The following is a 21,904-nucleotide window of genomic DNA, read 5'->3' on the forward strand; positions in this document are numbered from 1 at the left end:
CTCAGCAGACTTCTTCGAGATCCCGCCACTCGCGGGTGCCCGGGCTGTCCGCGACCCAGCCGTCGAGCAGTCCGCGCACCAGCCCGGGCGGCGCCGCGATCCCGCATTCGCGCTCGGGCACCCACAGGGAGCCGGCGGTGCGGTGCCCCAGCGGTCCGGGATGCCCCGGCTCGCTGTGGTCGTGCGGGTCCAGGTGCTCGCCGTCGCCCTCGTCGCTGGGCATCTCGCTCTCCGAGCAGGTCCGGCACAGCAGCCGCACCGACGAGGACCAGTCCTCCGCGGCGAAGCCCGCGTCCGAGGCCAGCTGCTCCAGCGCGTCACGGTCCGCCTCGGTGGCCGCCTCCAGCAGCACCACCCACGTCGGCACCGGCGACGGCGCCCACAGCTCGATCTCGTCGAAGACGGGGTACGAGGGACCGGCCGCCGTGACGCGCTCGCCGTGCGGGACCCCGTCGTGGAGCACGACCTCGCCCCAGCGCCGCCCCGAGGAGGGCAGCGGGATCGACAGGACCTCCAGCCGGGCCGGGTCCAGCCGGCGGCCCCAGACCACCTCGGCCTCGCCCTCGGGCGAGAGCCGTACGGCCGCGCTGCCGAGCTCCATGCCGACCGGTTCGCCGCTGCCCTTGGCGCCCGCGCCGTGCGCGTCGCCGGGCACCTTCAGCCCGTACGCCTGCCAGGCCCTGCGGGCCAGCGGCCAGTCCTGGAGCGCGGTCGCGGCGATGCCCACGTTCCACCAGTCCGGGGCGCCGGTCTCGCGGTCCAGCAGCGCCACGGCGCGCAGTCCCGCGGCCCGTGCCTGCTCCCAGTCGTGCCGGAACTTGTGCAGCAGGGCCAGATTGAACCAGGACTCGGACAGCCAGGGCTCCAGGTCCGCCGCTCTGGTCAGGAGCGCGCCCGCGTCCTCGTACCGCCCGTCGCCGATCAGCGTGAACGCGCGGTCGGTGGCCTGCCGCCACGAGGCGGAGGGCCGATGCCGTACCTTCCCGAAGATCCTCACGATTCCCGCCTGCCTGGGGGCACCCTCCCGGCGGTAGCCGGGGGTCAACGGTGCAGCCTTGCGGACACTCTTACTGGCATCCAACCATGCCCGCTCGGACGGCCGCTCATTACCCATGGGTTACCCAGGTCGGACGGGAACAACTCTGTCACGTCCACCCCTGGCCAGAACCCTCGCCAAGCACTCCACGACCTCCGGCTGGTAATCGTGCCCGGTGCCCAGCCGGAGCTGTTCCAGGGCGGCCAGTGAGCCGCCCGGGTGACGCCTCCCGCCGGCCAGGTCGTCGTACGCGTTCACCGTACGCACGATGCGGGCCAGGACGGGCTGCTCCCGGTACGGGTCCGCCTGCCGCTCCACCACCACGGCGACCTCCGCGGGCACCCCGGTCTGCCGGGCCACCTCCCCGCCCAGCCCGGCGATCCGGCGGGCCTCGGCGGCGGGCAGCTCGGCGGTGGCCCCGTCCGGAACCGGGTCGACGAGGGACAGCTGGCCGATGTCGTGCATCAGGGCGGCGTACTCCAGCACCGTGAGCTCCCGCTCCGACAGGCCCAGCTCCCGGCCCACGGCGCAGCTCAGGGCGGCGACCCGGCGGGAGTGGCCCGGCCGGGTGTAGCCGGCGATCTCGGTGGCGCGGGCCAGGGAGGTGATGGTCTGGCGGTAGGTGGTGCGGATCGCGGTGATCCGGTGGAAGGACAGCTGGGTCAGCAGCAGGGGCACGCTGAAGACGGGTATGGCCCACAGGCCGGCCACGGCCGCGCCGAGCGCCATCACGACCCCGGCGGCACAGATCGCCGCGCCGATGCCGAGCTGGGCGCGCAGTTCGTCGCGCAGCAGGGGACCGTACGGCCAGCCGGTGCGGGCCCCGGCCAGCGCTGCGGCGAGCACGGCCTCGCACAGGGCGGTGAGGCCGAGCAGGCAGAGCAGGAAGAGGACGAGCCACGGGCCTTGGCCGACCCGTTCCTCCAGCCGGCCGGAGTTGTAGAGCGGCTGGAAACACACGGCGGCGAAGGTGACGGTGAGCACCCGGCGGGACAGGTGGTCGAGGGCCGGGCAGCGGCCCCGCGCGATGTGCGGGACGATCCCGGCGAGGGCCGCCGCGACGACGACGGCGACGATCTGGAGCACCCCGTGCCGGGTGGGCTCGCCGGCGTTCTCACCGAGCAGGGCGTAGGCGAGGGCGCCGGCGGAGCCGAGCGGCGCGGGCAGGCGGTCGACGGAGCCGTCCTGCCGGTCCCGGCGGGCGAGCTCGCCGACGGCGATCAGCGCGCCGAAGGCGAGTGCGGCGCCGGGCTCGACGACGCCGTTCCACAGGGTGTGCGCGAGGGCGACGACGGTGAGCACGGCCGCGGCCCCCCGCACCGTCCACGCGGCAGCGGTCCTCATCCGCCCGCCCCGGCGCCGTCCGCATCGCGGCCGCGCCGTCCACCGGTGGGCGGCGCGTCGCTCCCCCGGCCGTCGGCCCCGGCGAGCGGCGCGTCCTGCGCGGGCAGGGCGGGCAGCGCCGTCCGCGCGGCCGATCGGGCCGTGCGGGCACCCGCGGGAAGCGGGCCGCCGTTCCTGCCGGGCGGGCCCGGCGCCGCCCGGACCCGGTCGGCAGGCGGAGCCGGCCCGGCCGGGCCCGGGCCCTGGCCGGGCGGTACGGACGGCCCCGGCCCGGGCACCCCGGTACCCGCAACCCCGGCGGGAGCGTTTCCGCTGATCACCTGGAGGTCATCGTCGGAGGTGACCACGGGGTGCCAGCCGTGCCGGCCGATGGCGCCCGTCAGGGCCCGCACCATCGCCGGGTCGAACTGGGCGCCCGCGCACCGGTCCAGCTCGGCCAGGGCCACCGGTACCGGCCGGGCCCGGCTGTAGGAGCGGGTCGAGGTCATCGCGTCGAAGGCGTCGGCCACCGCCACCACGCGGGCCAGTACCGGGATCTGCTCGCCGGTCAGCCCGTACGGGTAGCCGGAGCCGTCGACCCGCTCGTGGTGGTGCAGGATCGCGGACCGGGCCTCGCCGAGGAAGCCGATGCCGCGCACCATCTCGTGCCCGTACTCGGGGTGCAGCTCGATGATCCGGCGTTCCTCCGGGGTGAGCGGCCCGTCCTTGCGCAGCAGCCGGGTGGGGACGCCCAGTTTGCCGACGTCGTGGAGGATCCCGGCGATCCGCACGACCTCCATCCTGTCGTCGGCCATGCCCAGCTCCCGGGCGATCATCGCGGAGGCCTGGCCGACCCGCTCGCTGTGCCCGCGCGTGTAGCGGTCCTTGATGTCGACGGCCTGGACGAGGGCGCGGATGGTGGCCCGGTGGGCGGAGCGCTCGCGGTGGTACTGGGCGAAGACCCAGCAGGAGATGTACATCGGCAGCAGGACGAGGAGGGCGGCCGGGAGCCCGTACGGGCTGCGCCACATGACGGCCATCATCAGTCCGGCAAGGCCGTGGACGCAGTGCGGGGCGAGGGAGAGGGTGAGCAGTCCGCGCCAGGCGGTGGCGGCGGGCCGGCGTTCGGCGGTGGCCAGGACGCCGCCGTCGAGGGCGGTGAGCACCAGGCAGAAGACGACGGCCGCGGCGGCCGCGGGGAGCATCGCGTAGGGGAAGTCGGCCACCCACCCGGGAGGCCCGGACCCGACGGAAGGCCCTCCGCCGAGGGAGTCCGGACCGCGCAGCAGCCCGTACGCCCGGCCGGCGGCCCAGGCGGCCATGGCCTGCTGCGCGCCGTGCCACATCCGGCGCACCAGGGCGGGCCGCTCGGTCACGGTCCCCGCGCATCCGCCGGGCAGCGCCACGAGCGCGGCGGCGGCGGGCGGCAGCAGGAAGACGGCGGCGAGCACCACGGGGAAGAAGGAGCCGATGCCCTCGGGCACCCGGTTGCCCCGCAGCGGGCAGGTCTTGACGAGTTCGCAGCCGAGGTAGAGCACGGCGAGGAGGGCGGCGGCCGCCCAGGGCGTACCGGAATCCGTGAGGGCCGGGGTGACGCACGCCGCAGCCGCGAGGACGACGCACAGGATGTATCCGCGCGCCGCCGGCGGAAGTACCCGCATGGCGCTCTCCTCCCCTGGGCCGTTCCGGCCGGGTACCGATGCGGACCGGTACCGAATGGGGAGAATAAGTGGGGCCCCGAGCGACGGGGGCCACATTTTCGTATTGCGCCATGCGGACGCCCCCGGATTAGCACATTCGGGTGAACGAAGTGCCCTTCCGGGGGCGGCTGTTCAATGCGCTGCCGATCCGGTCAGCCGGTAGTCGGATTGTCGGCGGTGACGTCGTGATCGGGCACCGCCTGCCCCGAGCGGATCAGCTCGATCCGGCCCATGACCTTCGACCGCAGGTCGGTCGGCACGTCGTCCGACCCGCAGCAGCGCTTCACCAGCTTCTTCACGGCCTGTTCCAGGCCGTACTTCTCCAGACAGGGATTGCACTCGCCGAAGTGGGTCTCGAACTTCGTGCAGTCACTGTCGGGCATTTCCTGATCAAGGAACTCGTACAGGTGGTCCAGGACCTCAGAGCACTCTGTCTCGTGCGGCTCTCCGCAACTCATGAGCCCGAGCCTTTCCGGTCGTTCGACTCCCCCGCGCCCGCGGGAACCAGCCCGCGCTCACGGGCATAGTCCTCCAGCATTCCGCGGAGTTGACGGCGGCCACGGTGCAGTCGCGACATGACCGTACCGATGGGTGTACCCATGATGTCCGCGATCTCCTTGTACGCAAAGCCCTCTACGTCGGCAAGGTAGACCGCGATGCGGAACTCCTCCGGAATGGCCTGCAGGGCTTCCTTCACGTCCGAGTCGGGCAGGTGGTCGAGCGCCTGCGACTCGGCGGAGCGCAGTCCGGTCGACATGTGCGACTCGGCGCGCGCCAGCTGCCAGTCCTCGATCTCCTCCGCGGCGCTGCGCTGGGGCTCGCGCTGCTTCTTGCGGTAGGAGTTGATGAACGTGTTGGTCAGGATGCGGTACAGCCACGCCTTCAGGTTGGTGCCCTCGCGGAACTGGTGGAAGGACGCGTATGCCTTCGCGTACGTCTCCTGGACCAGGTCCTCAGCGTCGGCCGGGTTGCGCGTCATGCGCAGCGCGGCCGAGTACATCTGGTCGAGGTAGCCGAGGGCGTCCCGCTCGAAGCGCGCGTTGCGCTCCGGGGTCGTCTCCTCCGCGTGGCCTTCGTCGGTCCCAGCGACAGGACCCACCTCCTCCGACTGCGTGGCGGCTCCGAAAGCGGACCCGCTCGAATCGGAGAATAGTCGACCATCCCGGCCCTCCGCCGCCCGAAGCGCACTGCGCTTGGGGGCAGGAAGAACCGTCCAGTCCAGGTCAGCGGCCTGCCGACGGTTCTGACTGATGACCTGGGTCATGCGCTCCCTCTCCTCCGACAAGTTCCCGTACGTACCGACATCCGAGACAACAGAAGGGCCCGGCGGCGCATTCCCGCGTACCGGAAGGGTTTTCGGCCTTCCGCTCCCGCGGGCCGCTCCGGGCTAGCCGCCGGCCGGGAGCGCCAGGAGCCATCGCCCGACCGCCTCGGTGATCTTCCCGAGGGCCTCGTCCTGGGTCAGGTCCGCCTTCTTCGGCACGGCGAAAGCGTGATCGCCGTACGGGATCTCCACCAGCTCGTGCTCCCCCGCGGGGAACTCCTCGGGCCGCCCGAAGGGGTCCCGGCCGCCCTGGACCACCAGGGTCGGCCGGCCGGCCCCGGTGAGCTCCTCGGCGCGGGACTTCTCCGGCCGGCCCGGCGGGTGCAGCGGGAACGCCAGCGCCAGCACCCCGGCGGCGCCCAGCTCGACGGCGGTCCGGCAGGCCACCCGGGCCCCGGCGCTGCGCCCGCCCGCGACCACCGGCAGCCCGGGCTTCGCGAGCGCGGGCCACAGCGCGCGCCACCCCTCGTCCAGCACCTTGGGCGCGGCGGCGACCTTCTTCCCGGCGACCCGCCATGGCTGTTCGACCAGCGCGACCGTGATCCCGCGGGCGGGCAGGGCGGCGGCCAGGGCCTGGAGGTCGCGGGCCTCGATGCCGCCGCCGGCGCCGTGGCTGACGGCGAGCACGAGCTTCGCCGCGCGGGCGGGGTGCCAGGTGATGCGGGCCCCGCCCGCCGGGGTGTCGACGCTCTCGGTACGCGTGGTCATGCACCCATCCTGCCCGGGCCCGGCCCTAGAACAGGGTTGCCTCTTCGGGGGCGGCCAGCTCGTCGAGCAGCTCCGGCCCGTTGTTGCGGACGTTGCTGACGGCGGTGGACACCGGGTAGGCCCGCATCAGACCGCCCGGCGGCGGCGCCAGCAGTTCCCGCAGGGAGCCCTCGGTGTCGGTGTTCGCGGGGTCCAGCCAGGCGTCCCAGCGGTCCGGGGTGAGCATCAGCGGCATCCGCGGGTGGATCTCGGAGAGCGAGCGCGGCCCATCGGCCGGGGCCACGCCCAGGAGGGTGGTCTCGGCCTCGGTGGTGATCACCGAGCAGGTGACCCACCAGGCGAGCGGGTGCTCGTCGGGCAGGGTCCGGTCGCGCCAGAACTCGTATATCCCGGCCATGGCGAAGACGGAGCCGTCGGAGGGGAGCACGAAGTAGGGCTGCTTGCGGGCCCGCTTCTTCTTCCCCTCCACCTCCAGCTGCCGCTCGTCGTGGGCCGTGACCCACTCGTAGTAGCCGTCGGCGGGGACGATGCAGCGGCGCTGCGCGAAGGGCCGCCGGAAGGACGGCTTCTCGTGCAGGGTCTCGGACCGGGCGTTGATCATCCGGGCGGCGCCGTCGGGGTTCTGCGCCCAGGAGGGGACCAGGCCCCATTTCAGGGTGCGCAGCTGGCGAACCGGACGCGGGTGCGAAGCGTCCTTCAGTGGGCGGTCGAGGACGACGTGGACCTCTTTCGTCGGCGCCACGTTCCAGTCGGGGGCCAGTGCCTCCTCCGGCTCCCACTTCTCGATGCCGAAGGCCTCCACGAGGTCCTCGGGCTTACGACTCGCCGCATACCGTCCGCACATGGCTGCCACACTGCCATGTCACCCAGACACCACCGCAAGGAGTCCGCCACCTCATGGACAGCAGCACGACGGCCGGCCTGTGGGACCGGCTCACGGGCATACAGACCCCGCCCGACCGGTGGCTGGTGATCGTGACCGGCCTGGTCGCGCTGGCCGCCGTCGGTCCCCGCCCGTTGTGGCGGCTCTCGCGCAACGCCATCACGATCGCGCACGAGGGCGGGCACGGTCTGCTGGCGCTGCTGACCGGGCGGCGCCTGAGCGGGATACGGCTGCACTCCGACACGAGCGGGGTCACCGTCAGCCGGGGCAAGCCGACCGGGCTCGGAATGATCCTGACCGCCGCCGGCGGGTACACGGCACCCTCGCTGCTCGGGCTCGGCGGGGCGGCACTCCTCTCCGCGCACCGGATCACGCTGCTGCTGTGGGCGGCCACCGTCCTGCTGGTGGCGATGCTGATGATGATCCGGAACGCGTACGGGGCGCTGACCGTGGTGCTGACCGGCGGGGCCTTCCTCCTGGTGTCCTGGCTGACCCCGGCCGAAGTGCAAGCCGGCTTCGCCTATCTGGTGGTGTGGTTCCTGCTGCTCGGCGGGGTGCGTCCGGTCTTCGAGCTGGGGGCCAAGCGCAGGAACGGCGGAGCCCCGGATTCCGATGCCGATCAGCTGGGCCGGCTCACCCACCTGCATCCGGTGGTGTGGCTGCTGTTCTTCCACGTCGTCGCCCTGTGCTCGCTGATCGGCGGCGGCCGGTGGCTGCTCGCCCTGTGACCACCCCCTGAGACCGGACCGCGATCAAGATCTGGTGCCGGAGGAAGCCACTAAAGTGGGGGCCATGACCGAGACCCCCGCGCTCCCTGCCCTCTGGCCCGCTCCGCTCGCCGATGGGACCGTCCACGCCACCGTCACGGTGCCGGGGTCCAAATCGGTCACCAACCGGGCCCTCGTGCTCGCCGCGCTCGCCGCCGAACCCGGCTGGGTCCGCCGCCCGCTGCGCTCGCGCGACTCCCAGCTGATGTCCGACGCCCTGCGCGCGCTGGGCGTCGGCATCGAGGAGACGGTCTCCTCCAGCTCCGCCGGTTCCACCAACGGCGCAGTGGGCGGCGAGGCCTGGCGGATCATCCCGGCGGCCCTGCACGGCCCGACGACCGTGGACGTCGGTAACGCCGGCACCGTCATGCGCTTCCTGCCGCCCGTCGCCACCCTCGCCGACGGGGACATCCGCTTCGACGGCGACCCGCGCTCCTACGAGCGCCCCCTCGGCCAGGTCATCAGCGCCCTGCGCACGCTCGGCGCCCGGATCGACGACGACGGCCGGGGCGCGCTGCCGATGACCGTCCAGGGCGGCGGGGCGCTGGAGGGCGGCACGGTCGAGATCGACGCCAGCAACTCCTCGCAGTTCGTCTCCGCGCTGCTGCTCTCCGCCCCGCGCTTCAACCAGGGCGTCGAGGTCCGGCACGTGGGCGCCACCCTGCCGTCGATGCCGCACATCCGGATGACCGTGGAGATGCTGCGCGCGGCGGGCGCCCAGGTCGACACCCCCGAGGCCGGCGGTGAGAAGAACGTGTGGCGGGTCTCCCCCGGCGCGCTGCTCGGCCGCGACATGGTCGTGGAGCCGGACCTGTCCAACGCCCAGCCCTTCCTGGCCGCGGCCCTGATCACCGGCGGCACGGTCACCGTCCCGGACTGGCCGCGCCGCACCACCCAGCCCGGTGACGCGCTGCGCCGGATCTTCACCGAGATGGGCGGCTCCTGCGAGCTGACCGACGCGGGCCTGGTCTTCACCGGCACCGGCAAGATCCACGGCATCGACGTGGACCTGAGCGAGGTCGGCGAGCTCACCCCGGGCATCGCGGCGGTGGCGGCCCTGGCCGACTCCGAGTCGGTGCTGCGCGGGGTCGCGCACCTGCGGCTGCACGAGACGGACCGGCTGGCGGCGCTGACCAAGGAGATCAACGCGCTCGGCGGCGACGTCACCGAGACCGCGGACGGCCTGCGCATCCGGCCGCGCCGGATGCACGGCGGCGTGTTCCACACGTACGACGACCACCGGATGGCCACCGCGGGCGCGGTGATCGGCCTGGCGGTGGAGGGCGTACGGATCGAGAACGTGGCGACGACCGCGAAGACCCTGCCGGACTTCCCGAAGATGTGGACGGACATGCTCGCCGGGGACGCCGGTGGTTCCGGGACGCCCGGAGCGGGTGCGGGAGCGTAGGGCCCGTCATGCGCAGGTACGGCAAGCACACCGACGAGGACGATATCCGCCAGCGCCCCAACCCCAAGGGCAACCGGCCGCGGACGAGCATCCGGCCCAAGCACGAGGACGCGGCCGAGGGCTTCGTCCTGACCGTCGACCGCGGTCGGCTGACCTGCCTGGTCGAGGGCCGCTCCGTGCACGCGATGAAGGCGCGCGAGCTCGGCCGCAAGGCGGCGGTGGTCGGGGACCGGGTCTGGATCGTCGGTGACCTGTCCGGCAAGAAGGACACCCTGGCCCGCATCGTGCGGATCGAGGAGCGCAAGTCCGTCCTGCGGCGCACCGCCGACGACGACGACCCGTACGAGCGGGTGGTCGTCGCCAATGCCGACCAGCTGGCCATCGTCACGGCCCTGGCCGATCCGGAGCCGCGGCCCCGGATGATCGACCGCTGCCTGGTCGCGGCGTACGACGCCGGGCTGGAGCCGCTGCTGGTGCTCACCAAGTCCGATCTGACCTCCGCGGACAAGATCCTGGAGATCTACTCGACCTTCGGCCTGAACTACGTGGTCACCAACCGCGAGGAGCTCGCGACGGGCGACGCGGCCGACAAGGTGCGCGAGCGCCTGGAAGGCCGGATCACCGCCTTCGTCGGCCACTCGGGCGTCGGCAAGACCACCCTGGTCAACTCCCTGGTCGCGCCGGACCGCAAGCGGGCCACCGGCGTGGTCAACGCGGTCACCGGCCGCGGTCGGCACACCACCACCTCGGCCCTGGCGCTGCCGCTGCCCGGGATGGACGGTTGGGTCATCGACACCCCGGGCGTGCGCTCCTTCGGCCTGCACCACGTGGACCCGTCCCGGGTGATCCTGGCCTTCCCGGAGCTGGTCCCGGGGACGGAGGAGTGCCCGCGCGCGTGCAGCCACGACGAGCCGGACTGCGCGCTCGACAAGTGGGTGGAGGACGGCCACGCGGACCCTGCGCGGCTGTATTCGCTGCGGCGGCTGCTGGAGACGCGGGAGCGCCGCGAAGGCGACTGACCGTCCGGCGGGGCGTGCCGGGTTTGTCGGGGGCCCTGTCTGGACAAATGCATAATCCCACCAAGTGACGTGATGTCATGTGACGCGGAGAGGCATTCGACATGGCGTGGCTGCTGGTCGTGGTCGCGGGACTTCTGGAGACCGGTTTCGCGGTCTGCCTCAAGCTCTCCCACGGATTCACCCGACTGTGGCCGACCGTCGCCTTCGCGTGCTTCGCGCTCGGCAGCTTCGGTCTGCTGACGCTGGCCCTCAAGAAGCTGGACGTGGGACCGGCGTACGCGGTGTGGACGGGCATCGGCGCGGCCGGGACGGCGATCTACGGCATGGTCTTCCTCGGCGACCTGGTCTCCACCCTCAAGCTCGTCTCGATCTCGCTGGTCATCCTGGGCGTCATCGGGCTCCAGCTGTCCGGGTCGGCGCACTGAGCTGCCGGAGCAGCCCGAGCAGCCCGGCCGCCCCCGGCTCCTCCCCCGGGGCGATCACGTAGGAGAGGGCGAGGCGCACGGCGAGCTCGCACCGCTGCGGCCCCTCCCCCGGCATGAGCGCGGCGGCCGCCCTGTCGCGGACGGTCCGGGCCAGCTCACCGGGCCCGGGCGCCCGGCGTCCCGCGGCCGGCAGGCCCGCGTCCCAGCTGCCGGTGAGCAGGGCCCGTACGAGGGGATGGGCGCGGGCCGCCCGTACGGTCCACTCGGCGACGGAGGCGAGCCGTTCGGCGGCCTGGGCCGGGGCGGACAGGGCCCGGTCCACGCCGTCGAGGTAGCGGTCGGCCTCGCGCCGGACCAGGGCGCTGCCCAGGCCCGCCTTGCCGCCGAACTCGTTGTAGAGGGTCTGCCGGGATACCCCGGCGGCCGCGGCCACGTCGACCATCCGCACGGCCGGCCAGGGGCGCGCCGAGAGCGCCGCTCCCGCCGCTTCCAGTAAGGACTCCCGGGCTGTCGGCATCCGCGCCTCCCCGATCGGCTCTCCGGCAAGATTTGACGGGTCGACAGATCCTGTCAAGGGCGCGTCGGGGCCGCACTGTGGACGTCGTTCGCCCGGGTCCGGGAGTCTCGATACTGTTCGGGCATGCCCGAGTATGACGATGACCTGCGCCTTGCCCTCGAACTCGCCGACGCGGCGGACGCCGCCACGATGCAGCGGTTCCGCGCCCTCGACCTGAAGGTCGAGACGAAGCCGGACATGACCCCGGTGAGCGAGGCCGACCAGGCCGCCGAGGAGATCGTCCGGGCCGGCATCGCGGCCGCGCGGCCCGGCGACGCGATCCTGGGCGAGGAGTACGGCCTGCAGGGCGGCGGCCCGCGCCGCTGGGTCGTGGACCCGATCGACGGCACGAAGAACTACGTGCGCGGCGTGCCCGTCTGGGCGACGCTGATCTCCCTGATGGCCGAGGGCGCCGACGGCGTCTTCCGGCCGGTGGTCGGCGTGGTGTCCGCGCCGGCGCTGGGCCGCCGTTGGTGGGCGGCCGAGGGGCAGGGGGCGCACGCGGGCGGCACGCTCGGCGAGACCAGCGCGATCGGCGTGTCGAAGGTGGCCGGGCTGGGTGACGCCTCGTTCGCGTACTCGTCGCTGAGCGGGTGGGAGGAGCAGGGCCGGCTCGCCGGGTTCCTGGACCTGACGCGCGCGTGCTGGCGTACCCGCGGCTACGGCGACTTCTGGCCGTACATGATGGTCGCGGAGGGCTCGCTGGACCTGTGCGCCGAGCCCGAGTTGAACCTCTGGGACATGGCGGCCATCGCGGTCGTGGTCCAGGAGGCGGGCGGCCGCTTCACCAGCCTGGACGGGGTGGACGGCGTGCACGGCGGGAACGCCGCGGCCTCGAACGGGCTGCTGCACGAGGAGATGCTCGGCCTGCTGCGCCCGCGCGGCTGAGGTCGGCGCGCGCTGCTCGCGCTCCGTCGCGCGCCTTCTTGTCGGCCCTCCGGGTCCGTGGGAATCTGATACTCCCCACGCTTGTGCGCTTGTGAAGCCTTTCTCTAAAGGCGGCTCCACGGGCACACCCACCCAAGCGGGGGGCTCACCCCAGGAGGTGGCTCTCTTCATGCTCGTCCGTGACGCAATGAGCACCGTGATCCTCACCCTCGGACCCGCGCACACCCTCCGGCAGGCGGCCTGCCTGATGTCCGGCCGACGCGTCGGCGCGGCCGTCGTCCTCGACCCCGAGCACAGCGGAATCGGCATCCTGACCGAGCGCGACATCCTCAACTCGATCGGCGCGGGCCACGATCCCGACCGGGAGTCCGTGGGTGCGCACACCACCAACAACGTCGTCTTCTGCACTCCGGACGCCACCGTGCAGGAGGCCGCCGAGGCGATGGCGCACGGCGGCTTCCGGCACCTGATCGTGCTGGAGAACGGCGGCCCGGTGGGCATCGTGTCCGTACGGGACGTCATCCGCTGCTGGGCTCCGGCGCGGCGCACGGTCCCCGCGTAGGCGCGTCTCCACGCACGACGCCGGGCCACGGCCCTCCGAAGAGGGCCGCGGCCCGGCGTCCTGCTACGACAAGCGGTCCCGGATCAAGCGCGGAGGGCCTGGACCGCGGCTTCGAGCCGCTTGCCGAAGTCGCCGTCCGCCTGGCGGAAGTTGTCGATCGCGCGCTCGACGATGTCGTCGCGCGAGACCTTGGCGATGAAGCCGGACAGGTTCTCGATCAGACGGGCCTTCTCGTCCTCCGAGTAGAGGCGGTAGAGGTCGCCGGCCTGGACGAAGTCGGTGTCCTCGCTGTGCACGGCGGCGGCGTGGTTGCCCGTGCCGCCCGTCACGCCGATGGGCTGCCACAGCGGGCGGTCGGTCTGGTGCGGGCCGCCGAAGGAGTTCGGCTCGTAGTTCTTCGCACCCTTGTGGCGGCCGTCGTACAGGTAGCCGTCTCGGGAGTTGGTGCGCGCCTCGGTGGCGTGCGGGCGGTTCACCGGCAGGTGGTCGGCGTTGATGCCGACGCGGTAGCGGTGGGCGTCGCCGTAGCCGAAGAGGCGGCCCTGGAGCATCTTGTCCGGGGAGGGACCGATGCCGGGGACGAAGTGCGCCGGGGAGAAGATCGACTGCTCGACCTCGGCGAAGACGTTCTCCGGGTTGCGGTTGAGCTCCAGCTTGCCGATCTCGATCGGCGGGTAGTCCGCGTGCGGCCACACCTTGGTGAGGTCGAACGGGTTGAAGCGGTAGGTCGCCGCCTCGGCCGCCGGCATGATCTGGACCTGCACGGTCCAGCTCGGGAAGTCGCCGCGCTCGATGGCCTCGCGCAGGTCGCGCTGGTGCGAGTCGGGGTCCTCACCGGCGAGCTTGTTGGCCTCGGCCTGGGTGAGGTTCTTGATGCCCTGGTCGGTCTTGAAGTGGTACTTGACCCAGAAGACCTCGCCGGCCTCGTTGTTCCACTGGAACGTGTGCGAGCCGTAGCCGTTCATGTGGCGGTAGGACGCCGGGATGCCGCGGTCACCGAACAGCCAGGTCACCTGATGGGTCGACTCGGGCGACAGACCCCAGAAGTCCCAGACGTTGTCCGCCTCCTGCGAGCCCGTGTACGGGTCGCGCTTCTGGGTGTGGATGAAGTCGGGGAACTTGATGGCGTCCTTGATGAAGAACACCGGGGTGTTGTTGCCGACGAGGTCGTAGTTGCCCTCTTCGGTGTAGAACTTCAGCGCCCAGCCGCGGGGGTCGCGCACCGCGTCCGCGCTGCCGAGGTTGCCCGCGACGGTGGAGAAGCGCAGGAAGGTCTCGGTCTCCTTGCCGACCTCGGACAGGAACTTGGCACGGGTCCACTGGGAGACGTCGCGGGTCAGCGTGAAGGTGCCGTAGGCACCGGCGCCGCGGGCGTGCACCACGCGCTCCGGGATGCGCTCGCGGTTGAAGTGCGCGAGCTTCTCCAGCAGCAGCTGGTCCTGGACCAGGACGGGACCTCCGACGCCGGCGGTCTCGCTGTTCTGGTTGTCGGCGACCGGAGCCCCGGCCTCCGTGGTGAGCGGTCCCTGCGTCACGTGCGCCTCCTGCGTCATTCCTGCATGTCCTGTCCTTGGCGTATGCGGTACCCGATCCTACAATGGACTTTGTCTAAGTCAAGTAAGTATCCAAGTCCGCACCGGTTCGGGAGTTACACCGAATCCCCTCACTGTTAGGCTGATGTCTATGAGTGACCTGCTGGAACGACTCCGCGGACGCGGCTGGCGCATGACGGCGCAGCGGCGTGTCGTGGCCGAGGTGCTCGACGGTGACCACGTGCACCTGACGGCCGACGAGGTGCACGCGCGCGCTGTGGCCAAACTGCCCGAGATCTCCCGGGCGACCGTCTACAACACGCTGGGCGAGCTCGTCACCCTCGGCGAGGTCCTGGAGGTCTCCACGGACCGGCGCGCCAAGCGGTACGACCCGAACGCCCACAAGCCCCACCAGCACCTGGTCTGCGCCCAGTGCGGCGCGATCCGCGACGTCCACCCGGCGGGCAACCCGCTGGCCGACCTGCCGGACACCGAGCGCTTCGGCTTCGTCGTGTCCGCGGTCGAGGTCACCTACCGCGGGGTCTGCCCGAACTGCGCCGCCGCCTGACCCTGGACCACGAGAAGGGCCCGGACCCCACGGGGGTCCGGGCCCTTCTGCTTTCCGATTCGCCACCGGAAACGACTCAGGGCCCGGATCCATTGGATCCGGGCCCTGGGCCTTCAGTAGCGGGGACAGGATTTGAACCTGCGACCTCTGGGTTATGAGCCCAGCGAGCTACCGAGCTGCTCCACCCCGCGTCGGTAAACACGACTGTACGTGAAGCCTTCCAACAGATGCAAATCGCTTAACTTCCTGCCTTGACCCGGCCTTGACTCCCGGCCTCGCGGCACCACGCTCAGGGACTTCCGGCCTCGCGGCACCACGCTCAGGCGGACAGCTCCTCCGCGAGCGCGTCCCGCAGCCGCGCCGCCCGCTCCGAGACCTCCGCCGGCCCCAGCTCCATGGCGCGAACGCACCACTTCTGCCCCTCCGCGAGGTCCCCGTGCCGGGCCGCCAGCAGCCCCAGCCGCAGCGCCGCGCGGCCGTGGCCCGCCACCGCGGCCCGCGTCCACCACAGCGCGGCCTCCGGCTCGCTCCCCTCGCGGGCGAGCAGCAGCCCCAGGTTGAACGCCCCGTTGCGGGACCCGGCCTCGGCCGCCTCCCGGTACCAGCGCGCGGCGACGGCCAGGTCGCCGCGGGCGGCGGCCAGCATGCCGACCCGCACCTGGGCGCGGCGGTGCCCCAGCTCGGCGGCCCGCTCGTACCACTCCTCGCTCTCCGTCTTCGGGGCGCCGCCCACCGGCTCGCCCAGCGCGACCGGCTCCGGCGGCGGGGCCAGCGACTCCAGCAGCGCGGCCAGCCGGAAGGCAGCCTCCGCGCTGCCGCCGCCCGCCGCGCACCGCAGGTGCCGCTCGGCGGCGCGCTCCTCCCCGTCGCGGACCAGCGCGATGCCGACCTGGAGCGCCGCGTCGGTGTGCCCGGCCGACGCGGCCCGCTCGTACCACTTCAGCGCCGTGCGGTCCTCGTCGCGGCTGGCGAAGAGGATGCCGAGGTTGAACGCGGCGTCGACGCTGCCCGCCTCGGCCGCCTTCGAGAACCACGGCTCCGCGCCCGCCGCGTCCCCGACCTGCAGCAGCATGATGGCCAGCGCGTTGGCCGCCTCGCGGTGCCCCGCGTAGGCCGCCCGCCGGTACCACTGCTCGGCCTGCGCGGTGCGGTCCTGCGCGGCGCACAGCAGGGCGAGGTTGTACGCCCCGTTCTGGTCGCCCGCGTCCATGGCGGTCCGGTACCAGCGCTCCGCGGTCTGGGTCTCCCCGCGCGCGGCGTGCAGGGCGCCCAGCGCGTTCGCGGCGTTGCCGTCGCCGTCCTGGGCGGCCCGGCGCCACCAGGTGGCCGCGCTCTCCTCGTCGCCGGCGTCGCGCAGCAGGAAGCCGAGCGCGCACGCGGCGCGGGCCTCCCCCTGCTTGGCGGAGGTCAGGTACCAGCGCCCGGCCTCCTTGAGCTCCCCGCGCGCCTCCAGCAGCGCGCCCAGGTGCAGGGCCGCGCGCCGGTGTCCGCGCGCGGCGGCCTGCCGGTACCACTGCTCGGCCTCGGCGGGGTCGCCCTTGCGCAGGTGCCTGGCCAGCCGGTACGCGGCTTCGCGGTGCCCCTGTTCGGCGGCAGCGCGGAACCACCGCTCGACGCCCTTGTCGCCGCGGTGTTCCAGCAGGTCGGCCAGCCCGTACGCGCCCAGCGCATGGCCGGATTCCGCCGCCTGCCGCATCCAGTACTCGGCCGCGGGCTCGTCGCCGCGCTCGCGGAAGTGGCGGCCCAGGGCGTGCGCGGCCGGCGCGGATCCGGCCACGGCGGCGACCCGCCACCAGCCGGCCGCCTCTTCGGGGTAGCCGCGCTGGTGCAGCAGGACGCCGAGGTTGTTCGCGGCGGCCCGGTCCCCTTCGCCGGTGGCGCCCCGGAGGTACGGCTCGGCCCCGTCGAGGTCACCACGGCGCAGCAGCAGCGCGCCGAGCACGCTCATGGCACCGGGGTCGCCCTTGTCGGCGGCCACCCGGTGCCGGGCCTCCAGCTCGGCGTCGCTCGCCGCGTCGGTCTCGGCGAACAGCTCCTGCGCGAAATCCGCATCGGTCAGCGCGGTCTGCGCGTCGGCTACCGGAACCGCCCCCTGGGCCTCTGCGCCCGATTCGGTCTCCGCCCTCACAAACCGCCCTGTCTCCAGCAGAGTTGACCTCTCCCCCATAAATCCCATCGTCGCATCACCTGCTACCCGCGTACACCTGGTATGTCGCAGCCAGTGAGGTCACTACAGCGTTTTGTCGACATGCCCACAGTGGGGTAAGTCAAACACGCTCCTACCCCAACTCACCCGCGCCAGCTAACGCGTGTCCGCCCCGGGCACGACGAAGGCCCGGATCCCATGGATCCGGGCCTTCATCTTCAGTAGCGGGGACAGGATTTGAACCTGCGACCTCTGGGTTATGAGCCCAGCGAGCTACCGAGCTGCTCCACCCCGCGTCGGTGAAACCACAGTATCACGACGCGGGACGGAGCCATTACCCATTGATCATCAGCCGCTCGGACTGGGCGCCGGCTGCTTCGCCTCCGCGTCGATCGCCCGCTTCAGCGCCGCCTTGATCTCCTCCTGGGCCTTGCCGAAGGCCGCCCAGTCACCGGCCTGACGGGCCTTCTCGGCGTCCTCGACGGCCTTCTGCGCGTCGGCGAGGGCGGCCTTGACCGTCGGGTCCTGATTGACCGGGGGCGTGACGGTGCCCTCGCCCGGCGGCTGGACCGGGGGCACCGGCGTGGTCGGGGCCTCGGCCCCGAAGACCACGTTCAGCGCCTTCTCCAGCGTGTCCTCGAAGGCCGTCTGGCCGCCGTAGGTCACCAGCACCTTGCGCAGCAGCGGGTACTTCAGCCCGGAGCTGCGGACGTACACCGGCTCCACGTAGAGCATCCCGCCGTCGAGCGGCACCGCGAGCAGGTTGCCGTACTCGATTTCCGAGTCACCACCGCGCAGCAGGCGGATCGACTCGGCGATCTTCGGCTCGGACTGGAACTTGCTCTGCACCTGACCGGGGCCGTCCGGCGGCTTGCTGGTCGGCATCTTCAGGATTCTGATCTTGCCGTAGTCCGGGGTGCCCGGATCGGCGTTGACCGCCATGAAGGCGCTCAGGTTGGGCCGTTCGTTCGGCGTGAACGTCGTGGTGAGCGAGAAGACCTGGTCCTTCTCCTTCTGGCCCGGCATCTTCATCGACAGGTAGTACGGCGGAACCGCCGTGCCGGCCTTGGTCGTCGGGTCGTCCGGGACCGCCCAGGCCTCACTGCCGCTGAGGAAGGTCTGCGGGTCCGTGACGTGGTACCGGGTCAGCAGCTCGCGCTGGACCTTGAAGAGGTCCTGCGGGTACCGGAGGTGGTCCATGAGCGGCTTGGAGATGTCGCTCTTGGGCTTCACCGTGCCGGGGAACGCCTTCATCCAGGTCTTGAGGACCGGGTCCTCGGTGTCCCACTGGTACAGGTTGACCGAGCCGTCGTACGCGTCGACGGTGGCCTTCACCGAGTTGCGGATGTAGTTGACCTGGTTCTCCTGGGCCACCACCGCGCGCTGGCTGTTGGTCAGCGAGTCCGCGGTGCTCTGGCCCAGCGTGGTGCGCGAGGCGTACGGGTACCCGTTGGTCGTCGTGTAGGCGTCGACGATCCACTTGATCCGGCCGTCGATCACGGCCGGGTAGGGCGCGCCGTCGATGGTCAGCCACGGGGCGACCGCTTCGACGCGCTGCTTGGGCGTGCGGTTGTAGAGGATCCGCGAGCCCTCGCCGATGGCGCCCGAGTAGAGGATCTGCGGCTCGCTGAAGGAGAGCGCGTAGGCGGCCCGGTTGACCGGGTTGTCGAGGCTGACGCCGGAACCGCCCTTGTAGCTCGTCTCCTTCTCGCCCTTGTCGTCCGAGTAGTCGAGCTCCTTCTGCGGCCCGCCGACGATCGAGTACTGCTTCGTCTGCTCGCCGTAGTAGATGCGCTGCTCGAAGTCCGTGCCGAACATCCCCTTGGAGGGCAGGTCGGACTGGGTGAAGTCCGGGGCCCCCTGGTCACCGACGGTGGTGCCCTTGGCCGCGACCACGCCGTAGCCGTGCGTGTACTTGAAGTGGTCGTTGATCCAGTTGTTCTTCGGGATGCCGCCGATGTTCAGCTCGCGCAGCCCGATGACCGTGTCCTGGCCGCTGTACCGGTCCACGGCGAGCGTGGACGGGAAGGCGTAGTAGCCCTTGACCTGCTGGAGCTGCTGGAAGGCCGGCGAGACGATGTTCGGGTCCAGGATCCGGATGCTGGCCGTGGTGTCGGCCTGCGGCCGCAGCTTGCCCCGGTCCGCCGTCTGCGGGGAGCCCGGATAGTCCGTGACCTCGGAGCCCGCGATCCCGTAGGCGTCGCGCGTGGCCTTGATGTTCTTCTGGACGTACGGGGATTCCTTGGCCTGCTCGTTCGGCTGGACCTGGAACTTCTGCACGATCGCCGGGTACAGCCCGCCGATCAGGATCGCCGAGAGCACCATCAGGCCGAAGCCGATCACGGGCAGCTGCCAGGTGCGGCGCCACAGCGTCGCGAAGAACAGCACGGCGCAGATCGCGGCGATGGCGACGAGGATCGTCTTCGCCGGCAGGTAGGCGTTGGCGTCGACGTACCGCAGGCCCGTCCAGTTGTCCGCGGCCTTGAAGTCGCTGGACTTCACAGCGAGCCCGTACCGGTCGAGCCAGTACGCGACCGCCTTGAGCGTGACGAAGAGGCCGAGCAGCACCGACAGGTGCCCGGTCGCGGCGGCGGTGGCCCGGGCGCCCGGGCTGGTCACGCGCAGTCCGCCGTACAGGTAGTGCACGACGGCCGCAGCGATCACCGACAGCACGACCGCGGCGAAGCCGAAGCCGAGCAGGAAGCGGTACCAGGGCAGGTCGAAGGTGTAGAAGGACACGTCCATGTGGAACTGCGGGTCCTTCGTACCGAAGGTCACCCCGTTCACGTACATGAGCCAGGTCTTCCACTGGCCGGCCGCCGAAGCGCCCGCGATCAGGCCGACGAGCACCGCGATGCCCAGCAGCAGCCACTTCTTGTAAGGGGCGACGCTCATCCGGTAACGGTCGAGGCTCTGCTGCTCCATCGACATCGCGCTGAGCGGCGGCCGCAGCCGGTGGGCCAGCCAGATGTTGAACCCGACGGCACCGGCCATCAGCAGACCGAAGACGGCGAAGAGCCCGATCTTGGTCCACAGCGTGGTGGTGAAGACGGAGGAGTACTTCACGGAGCGGAACCAGAGCCAGTCCGTCCAGAAGCCCGCGAACATGATGAAGAGCATGGCCAGGACGGCCAGCACGCCCAGGGTCATGAGGAGAGTGCGGGCCCGCCGGGAGGGGCGGCCGACTCTCATCCGTGGCCCGGACGGGCCTCCGCCGCGGTCCGGCATCTGGAAAGCCAAGGTGCGCACCTCGAAAGTCGCTGGGTCTGCTGATGAACGGGCCCCCGATCGTAGAGCCCACTCATGCAACTTACTGAGGCTTTGGTCAGTTCCCGGTATCCGGTGGAAAGGAGGCAGGATGTTGCCCATGTCCAACGTTTCGCCTTCCCCCGGCACCCCCATGGCGGCCTCGCCGCTGACCCGTGCCTGCCTCGAGATCGACGAGTACGCGGCCGGCCTCGGCTGGGACCAGCCGGCCCGGCTGTTCGCCCTCGTCGACACCGCCCGGCTCAAGAAGCAGGAGCCGCGGCTCGCGAGCCAGCTCGGCCTCGACCAGGACGACGCCGGCAAGGCCTCCCTCACCCCGATCGAGCAGGACGAGGTCCCGGCCGGGACCCCGCTCGACAAGTTCCTGGGCACCATCGCCTGGCCCGACGCCGTCGTCGGCTGTGCGCTGACGGTGGAGCGGCTGATGCTGCCGCCGTCCGCGGAGGCCTCCGTACCGGAGGGGCTGAGCGACAAGCAGCTGTCGAAGTGGGTCGCCGGTCACCCGGAGCGGCAGGAGGTCCGCCTCACCGTGGCCGTGCTGCGCGACGGCTCGCGCGAGTCGGCCGTACGGCTGCGCGAGAAGGACTCCTCGACCGAGGTGCTCACCGGCGGGGGCCTGGTGCCCGGGCTGGCGGAGGCCCTGGCGGCGACCTTCTCGTAGGACCCCGGAGGGGGGAGGACCGGTCAGGGCTTGGCGCTGCACTGCGGCAGCCCGGCCGTGTCCCCCTTGCTGATCTTCTCCAGTGCCTTGGTGGCGTCGCCGATCATGGAGACCTTCACCAGGGTCAGGCCGTCGGGCACGTTCGTGGCCGCGGAGGCGCAGTTCTCGGCGGGCGTCAGGAAGTACTCGGCGCCGGCCTGGCGGGCGCCGATGGTCTTCATCTGGATGCCGCCGATCGGGCCGACCTTGCCCGCGTCGTCGATGGTGCCGGTGCCCGCGATGAACTTGCCGCCGGTCAGGTCCTCCGGGGTCAGCTTGTCGACGATGCCGAGGGCGAACATCAGGCCGGCGCTCGGGCCGCCGACGTCCGCGAGCTTGATGTCGATCGTGAACGGGAAGGTGTGGTCCGATCCGGCCCGGATGCCGACGATCGCGTGACCGTCGCCCTCCGCCTTGCCCGCGTTGATCGTCACCTTCGAGGAACCGGCGGGCTCGTGGTTCGCCTTCGCCGCCTCGGCCGCCTCCGCGGCGGGCACGATCGTGAACTCGACCGGCTCGCCCGGCTTGTGCTTGGTGACGAGCTTGGCCACGTCCTCGGGGGCGGTCACGGAGGCGCCGTCCACGGCCTTGATCACGTCACCGGCGTGCAGCTTGCCCTCGGCGGGGCTGTCCTTGACCACGGACGCGACGATCACGCGGGCGGTGACGGGGATGCCGAGCTGCTTCAGGGCCGCCACCTTGGCGCTCTGCTGCGACTGGCTGAACTCCTCGGCGTTCTCCTGGGTGGATTCCGCGTCGGTCTTGCCGTCCGGGTAGAGGTTCTCGTGCGGCACGACGATGTTGTCGCCCGACAGCCACCCGTACACCGCTTCCACCAGGCTCATGTCGTAGTCCGCGCCGGTGACGCGCACGGTCGTCATGTTGAGGTGGCCGCTGGTCGGGTACGTCTTGCGCCCCGCGACGTTGAGGACGGGCGCACCGTGCGAGTCGCCGAGCGTGTTCACGGTCGGGCCGGGGCTCATCTCGGAGTACGGGACCTTGATGAACAGCCCTGCGCAGAGCAGCGCGAACAGTACGAGGACGGAAGCGAGCATCGTCGCAGTGCGGCGTGGCATGGATCCGACAGTACGG

Annotated in this window: 19 protein-coding genes, 2 tRNA genes and 1 pseudogene; 8 read left to right on the forward strand and 14 right to left on the reverse strand. The window is 71.8% G+C overall.

Going from position 1 to position 21,904, the window contains the following annotated elements:
* Nucleotide 1 precedes the first annotated feature (1 nt).
* The 7 genes and pseudogenes from IF88_RS0111295 to IF88_RS0111325 form a co-directional block, all read right to left on the reverse strand.
* Nucleotides 2-997 (reverse strand): tetratricopeptide repeat protein, encoded by a 996-nt coding sequence (locus IF88_RS0111295; protein WP_030709904.1) that lies wholly within the window; start codon nt 995-997, stop codon nt 2-4.
* A 120-nt stretch (nt 998-1,117) separates the two neighbouring features.
* Nucleotides 1,118-2,380 (reverse strand): HD-GYP domain-containing protein, encoded by a 1,263-nt coding sequence (locus IF88_RS0111300; protein ID WP_030709906.1) that lies wholly within the window; start codon nt 2,378-2,380, stop codon nt 1,118-1,120.
* A 227-nt stretch (nt 2,381-2,607) separates the two neighbouring features.
* A pseudogene (locus tag IF88_RS0111305) lies at nt 2,608-4,020 on the reverse strand (HD-GYP domain-containing protein); the annotation flags it as partial.
* Between the two features lie 191 nt (nt 4,021-4,211).
* Nucleotides 4,212-4,517 (reverse strand): mycothiol system anti-sigma-R factor, encoded by a 306-nt coding sequence (rsrA, locus tag IF88_RS0111310; protein ID WP_030709910.1) that lies wholly within the window; start codon nt 4,515-4,517, stop codon nt 4,212-4,214.
* Entirely contained in the window at nt 4,514-5,158 is a 645-nt protein-coding gene (locus IF88_RS0111315) for a sigma-70 family RNA polymerase sigma factor (protein ID WP_030709911.1), read from the reverse strand. Before IF88_RS0111315 ends, rsrA begins: the two co-directional genes overlap by 4 nt.
* A 288-nt stretch (nt 5,159-5,446) precedes the next feature.
* On the reverse strand, nt 5,447-6,091 hold the full coding sequence (locus IF88_RS0111320; protein WP_030709912.1) for an alpha/beta family hydrolase: 645 nt from the start codon (nt 6,089-6,091) through the stop codon (nt 5,447-5,449).
* A gap of 25 nt (nt 6,092-6,116) precedes the next feature.
* Nucleotides 6,117-6,935 (reverse strand): SOS response-associated peptidase, encoded by an 819-nt coding sequence (locus IF88_RS0111325; RefSeq protein ID WP_030709913.1) that lies wholly within the window; start codon nt 6,933-6,935, stop codon nt 6,117-6,119.
* A gap of 53 nt (nt 6,936-6,988) precedes the next feature.
* Between IF88_RS0111325 and IF88_RS0111330 the strand changes: the two genes are divergently transcribed.
* From IF88_RS0111330 to IF88_RS0111345, 4 genes are all read left to right on the forward strand, one after another.
* Nucleotides 6,989-7,702: a M50 family metallopeptidase gene (locus IF88_RS0111330; RefSeq protein WP_030709914.1), complete on the forward strand. Its 714-nt coding sequence runs from the start codon at nt 6,989-6,991 to the stop codon at nt 7,700-7,702.
* A gap of 64 nt (nt 7,703-7,766) precedes the next feature.
* Entirely contained in the window at nt 7,767-9,149 is a 1,383-nt protein-coding gene (gene aroA, locus IF88_RS0111335) for a 3-phosphoshikimate 1-carboxyvinyltransferase (RefSeq protein WP_037805706.1), read from the forward strand.
* An 8-nt stretch (nt 9,150-9,157) separates the two neighbouring features.
* Nucleotides 9,158-10,168: a ribosome small subunit-dependent GTPase A gene (gene rsgA / locus IF88_RS0111340; RefSeq protein WP_030709917.1), complete on the forward strand. Its 1,011-nt coding sequence runs from the start codon at nt 9,158-9,160 to the stop codon at nt 10,166-10,168.
* Between the two features lie 101 nt (nt 10,169-10,269).
* A complete protein-coding gene (locus IF88_RS0111345; protein ID WP_030011402.1) occupies nt 10,270-10,593 on the forward strand; it encodes a DMT family transporter in 324 nt (107 codons plus the stop codon).
* Here IF88_RS0111345 and IF88_RS0111350 read toward each other — a convergent pair.
* Nucleotides 10,559-11,110 (reverse strand): TetR/AcrR family transcriptional regulator, encoded by a 552-nt coding sequence (locus IF88_RS0111350; protein WP_030709919.1) that lies wholly within the window; start codon nt 11,108-11,110, stop codon nt 10,559-10,561. The two genes, IF88_RS0111345 and IF88_RS0111350, sit on opposite strands and share 35 nt — an antisense overlap.
* A 123-nt stretch (nt 11,111-11,233) precedes the next feature.
* Between IF88_RS0111350 and hisN the strand changes: the two genes are divergently transcribed.
* Both hisN and IF88_RS0111360 read left to right on the forward strand, forming a co-directional pair.
* Complete coding sequence (gene hisN, locus IF88_RS0111355; RefSeq protein WP_030709923.1) at nt 11,234-12,037, forward strand: histidinol-phosphatase; 804 nt, start codon at nt 11,234-11,236, stop codon at nt 12,035-12,037.
* 169 nt (nt 12,038-12,206) lie between these two features.
* Nucleotides 12,207-12,599, forward strand: coding sequence for a cyclic nucleotide-binding/CBS domain-containing protein (locus IF88_RS0111360; RefSeq protein ID WP_030709924.1), 393 nt, complete (start codon nt 12,207-12,209; stop codon nt 12,597-12,599).
* Between the two features lie 83 nt (nt 12,600-12,682).
* Here the strand turns inward: IF88_RS0111360 and IF88_RS0111365 are convergent, their stop codons facing one another.
* Nucleotides 12,683-14,152: a catalase gene (locus IF88_RS0111365; protein WP_030709925.1), complete on the reverse strand. Its 1,470-nt coding sequence runs from the start codon at nt 14,150-14,152 to the stop codon at nt 12,683-12,685.
* A 130-nt stretch (nt 14,153-14,282) separates the two neighbouring features.
* On the opposite strand from IF88_RS0111365, the gene IF88_RS0111370 reads away from it, so the two are divergent.
* On the forward strand, nt 14,283-14,699 hold the full coding sequence (locus IF88_RS0111370) for a Fur family transcriptional regulator (RefSeq protein WP_030709927.1): 417 nt from the start codon (nt 14,283-14,285) through the stop codon (nt 14,697-14,699).
* Nucleotides 14,700-14,816: 117 nt separating this feature from the next.
* Here the strand turns inward: IF88_RS0111370 and IF88_RS0111375 are convergent.
* The 4 genes from IF88_RS0111375 to IF88_RS0111390 all read right to left on the reverse strand — a co-directional run bounded on the left by IF88_RS0111375 (nt 14,817) and on the right by IF88_RS0111390 (nt 20,073).
* Nucleotides 14,817-14,890 (reverse strand) — tRNA-Met (locus tag IF88_RS0111375).
* 128 nt (nt 14,891-15,018) lie between these two features.
* Nucleotides 15,019-16,875, reverse strand: a complete 1,857-nt coding sequence (locus IF88_RS0111380; protein ID WP_063754783.1) for a tetratricopeptide repeat protein — start codon at nt 16,873-16,875, stop codon at nt 15,019-15,021.
* Nucleotides 16,876-17,067: 192 nt separating this feature from the next.
* Nucleotides 17,068-17,141 (reverse strand) — tRNA-Met (locus tag IF88_RS0111385).
* A 52-nt stretch (nt 17,142-17,193) separates the two neighbouring features.
* The gene (locus tag IF88_RS0111390; protein WP_051836730.1) at nt 17,194-20,073 is read right to left on the reverse strand and encodes a UPF0182 family protein; all 2,880 of its coding nucleotides are present in this window, start codon (nt 20,071-20,073) and stop codon (nt 17,194-17,196) included.
* 130 nt (nt 20,074-20,203) lie between these two features.
* Here IF88_RS0111390 and IF88_RS0111395 point away from each other — a divergent pair, with 130 nt between their 5' ends.
* A complete protein-coding gene (locus IF88_RS0111395; RefSeq protein ID WP_199808059.1) occupies nt 20,204-20,773 on the forward strand; it encodes a PPA1309 family protein in 570 nt (189 codons plus the stop codon).
* A 23-nt stretch (nt 20,774-20,796) separates the two neighbouring features.
* On the opposite strand, the gene IF88_RS0111400 is transcribed toward IF88_RS0111395, so the two are convergent.
* Nucleotides 20,797-21,888, reverse strand: a complete 1,092-nt coding sequence (locus IF88_RS0111400; RefSeq protein ID WP_030709933.1) for a PDZ domain-containing protein — start codon at nt 21,886-21,888, stop codon at nt 20,797-20,799.
* Nucleotides 21,889-21,904 lie beyond the last annotated feature (16 nt).

Origin of the sequence: Streptomyces sp. NRRL F-2580 (assembly GCF_000720115.1) — a bacterium.
Lineage (GTDB): Bacteria > Actinomycetota > Actinomycetes > Streptomycetales > Streptomycetaceae > Streptomyces.